Here is a 3,405-nt window from a genome sequence, read left to right as displayed (position 1 = left end):
CAGGGGGTCGATGATTTGATTATGTCGTTAGGCTCTATTTTATTTGAAGCCTGTAATACCAGTTTTCAGCTGCACCTTCAAATCAAGCCGGATGAGTTTGTCAATCAGCACAACTGGTCGCAAATGATTGCCGGGCCAGTACTGTCGGCTTGTGTTAACTCTCCTTTGCTCTTTGGCAATGAACTGTGGGCGGAAACACGCATCGCTTTATTCAAGCAAAGCCTTGATACCCGTAGCTCTCAGAAGTTTTTGCGGATGAGTTTGCCCCGCGTTTATTTTGGAAGAGGCTGGCTTAAAGAATCTCCCGCTGAGCTTTGGAAAAATGACATCATGCGTTTCCCCTTGATCTTAACTTCCGATGATTTATCAGATTCAAAAGAAGCATTGAAGAGAGGTGAGATTCCTGGACTGCGGGGTATCCGACTGCACAACGGTACGACCTATACCTGGAATAGAATGTGTTACGGTTTTTCAAAAAACAAGCCACATTTGCGCATTGAGTGCCGTTATCTTCCTGCTGGCCCTAGCGCTATTGATGAGATCGCCAATTTTGCTTTTTGGATAGGATTGATGAGGTGTGAACCGGAAGGAGGTGTTGCGTTTTGGAAAAACCAAAGCTTCAAGTCTGCCAAGAACAACTTTTTACGAGCCGCTCGTTATGGTTTAAGTACAGTTTTTAGTTGGTATGGAAAAAACATTCCAGCCAAACAGCTAATTCTGGAACAGTTGCTACCGATGGCTCGTCAGGGGTTGAAAGATGCTGGTGTTGTTGCCGCGGATATTGACAAATACCTTTCCGTTATTGAAAAAAGAGTAAGTGCTGAAACTACCGGATCAGATTGGACGATTCGCAATTTCAGATTACTGTCAAAGCATTATGGAGAGGTGATTGCAGAAAAAGAATTGGTGAGGAAAACGCTCAAGTATCAAAAAGAAAACACGCCTTTGCACGAGTGGAAGGACGTTAAGATAAAGGATTATCAGATTGCCGAGAAAAACCCAACGGTAGCACAATTGATGAGCACCGACATTTTTTCTGTTCACGAAGATGATAGTGTGGAACTGGTGAAAAGCATCCTCAATTGGAACAAGATTCACCACCTTCCCGTGGAAAACCTGGATGGCGACCTGATTGGCCTGATCACGGACGGTACGGTGGAGCGACTAGAGCAAGAAGGAACTGAATTGTGCTGTTTTGCCAAAGACATCATGCTGACCGACCTGGTTACCATCCAGTCACAAGACACCATGGAAAAAGCCAAATCCGTATTTGAAGCATTCAAGCTTAGTGGATTGCCAGTGACGTATGACAATAAGCTGGTGGGCATGCTCACCCTGACGGACCTTGCGAAGGTTGATCCTAGTACCCGCATCGGATACTCGAAATAGGTGCTACTTATGGGTCGGAGCAGCAAGCTGCCACGGTTTGGCCGCTGGCCCCCTGCTGGCCCAGAAATTGATCCATCGCTGCGCGGGTATGCCGCAGGTGCCGTTGCTTGGGTTGAAGCAAAGATCAGGGGATGGGATTGGGCGGGCAAGGTAGGGTTGGTCGGAGGCTTACGTTTAAGGAGTGAAAGTCTCCTGTTTGATTCGGGTAAAACCAGTAGCCCCTAGTGCAGCGGAGTTGACTTGGGCCCTGATGAAGTAGCAAACTGGGCACAGTCGAGCATGAGTATCTTTAAAGCCATTTGCCAGTGGAAAGCATTGAAACCATAATCATTATCAATGCAAAAGCCAATCTAAAATATCACGTATCAACCTAGTAGTCAGAATATTGTATTCTTCTGTTGTGTAAATTCCTGAAATCCTTTCACTTCTAATTTGATTAAACCTTGCTTTAAAAATAAAATAATCTTTTTTTAATTTTTCAAGTTTAAGGTTGGTTAGAGAAAAATAAATCAATTCTAGAGCTTTTTCTGTTTTTGATTCTGAAAGAAGTATTTTAATCGCCTCTACCTGTTTTTTGTTTATTGTAGATTTAAAAATATCCTTCTCTTTATGATTATTTACTTTATGCAAGTAATTTGTGTACTTGATGATTCCCAAATGCAGAATTAATAAAAATATTAAAAAGACTGTACTGGATAAAATTAGATGCCGTTGCACTAAATAATAAAGAAGGCTATAACTAATTATTTTACTTTCCTTAAAATCAGGGGGAAGGTTTCTGGTATCAGACTTTATATCTAATTTGATAGTATCTCCTGATATAGAGATACTTCTTACAATGACAACTTGGTTTTCATCAAAATCAAGAAATTTATTATCCTCAGTTAAATTAATTTTTTGATGATTTAAAGAATTTACTACACTACCATTCACTATTGAAGAAACAATGCCGTAATTATCTGAACTTTCTTCTTGAAATACTAATCCCCTCACAACAAAAGGACTTTGATGTTTATATGCACTCGAAGTGTTTGAAAATGCATTTATTTCTATACGACCGTTTAGAGGGAATATTTTTATTTGTTTAATCTGAGTTTTTAGATCCACTTTTTTATTATCATTCAGCTTAGGAATAATACCTTCTCCTGAAAATTTAACATCATTCCCAGTATACAAAACTTCTAAATTGTTGTTAATCAATTCAATTCTAATAAAATCAATTAAATCCTCCACTGCACTAATACTAACCTCTACATTTTCACTTATTTGCAAGGGGCCTATCTTCCCATTTGACATAAATGTTAGAGAATTCAAATAATTTTCATGTTCAGGGATAAGTTGATAGTTTTCTTTATCGTCAAATAATAAGATTTTCTCGAATGAGGCAAAACTTATTTCATTTATATCAGCAGTCGGTAAATTTAGAAAATTTTCTATTCTACTATTTGTCAAAAAACTAAATCTTCGACATTCAATTTGAAAAAAAAATTGCGTTTCATAGGGGATGATCGTAAGAATCATCAACGCTAACAATCCTGCAATAACAGGAATGACCAAATTGATTATCTTTTTATTCATAATTATGCATTCAGAATCCTCATCTATTGTAATAGAATTTATAATCATAGGAAGAATAAGTTCCAGATACTTTTTCTTCCGAATAGTAAACATGAATAGCTAATCTGTAAAACCCTGATTTGTTGAGATCAGCAAAGCTTAAAGCAAATTTAGAGTCAGGATTCTTTCTAGAAGATGTTATTTTTTGGACTTCAGTATATAAATCATCCGTAATCTTACAGGTTATTGAATCAATTCGATAAGGAGTGTAAAAAAACACATTAAAACCACTTTCTTGATTGCTAACGTTGTTCAATAAAATTTTGGCTGGCAGATAAATATTTTCTTTTGTCGTTATTAGTATTCCCAAATTGTCATGAGTGATATTGTTGTTTTCCTTTAGCAAAATATCACTAACTGGCCAATTGGTAAAAAACTGTTTACCCTCAAAAAAAACAT

At 37.7% G+C, this 3,405-nt stretch carries 3 protein-coding genes; 1 reads left to right on the top strand and 2 read right to left on the bottom strand.

Going from position 1 to position 3,405, the window contains the following annotated elements; all coding sequences use genetic code 11:
• Positions 1-1,389: CBS domain-containing protein (locus QZ197_RS16065; protein WP_296433270.1), on the top strand; the 1,389-nt coding region annotated here is incomplete at its 5' end.
• Between the two features lie 333 nt (positions 1,390-1,722).
• Here the strand turns inward: QZ197_RS16065 and QZ197_RS16060 are convergent.
• Positions 1,723-3,060: a hypothetical protein gene (locus QZ197_RS16060; protein WP_296433268.1), complete on the bottom strand. Its 1,338-nt coding sequence runs from the start codon at positions 3,058-3,060 to the stop codon at positions 1,723-1,725.
• Positions 2,987-3,405: hypothetical protein (locus QZ197_RS16055; protein WP_296433267.1), on the bottom strand; the 419-nt coding region annotated here is incomplete at its 5' end. The genes QZ197_RS16060 and QZ197_RS16055, both read right to left, overlap by 74 nt.

This window comes from Yoonia sp., from assembly GCF_017854415.1.
GTDB lineage: Bacteria > Pseudomonadota > Alphaproteobacteria > Rhodobacterales > Rhodobacteraceae > Yoonia.
This window is presented reverse-complemented; position numbering and strand designations above follow the sequence as displayed.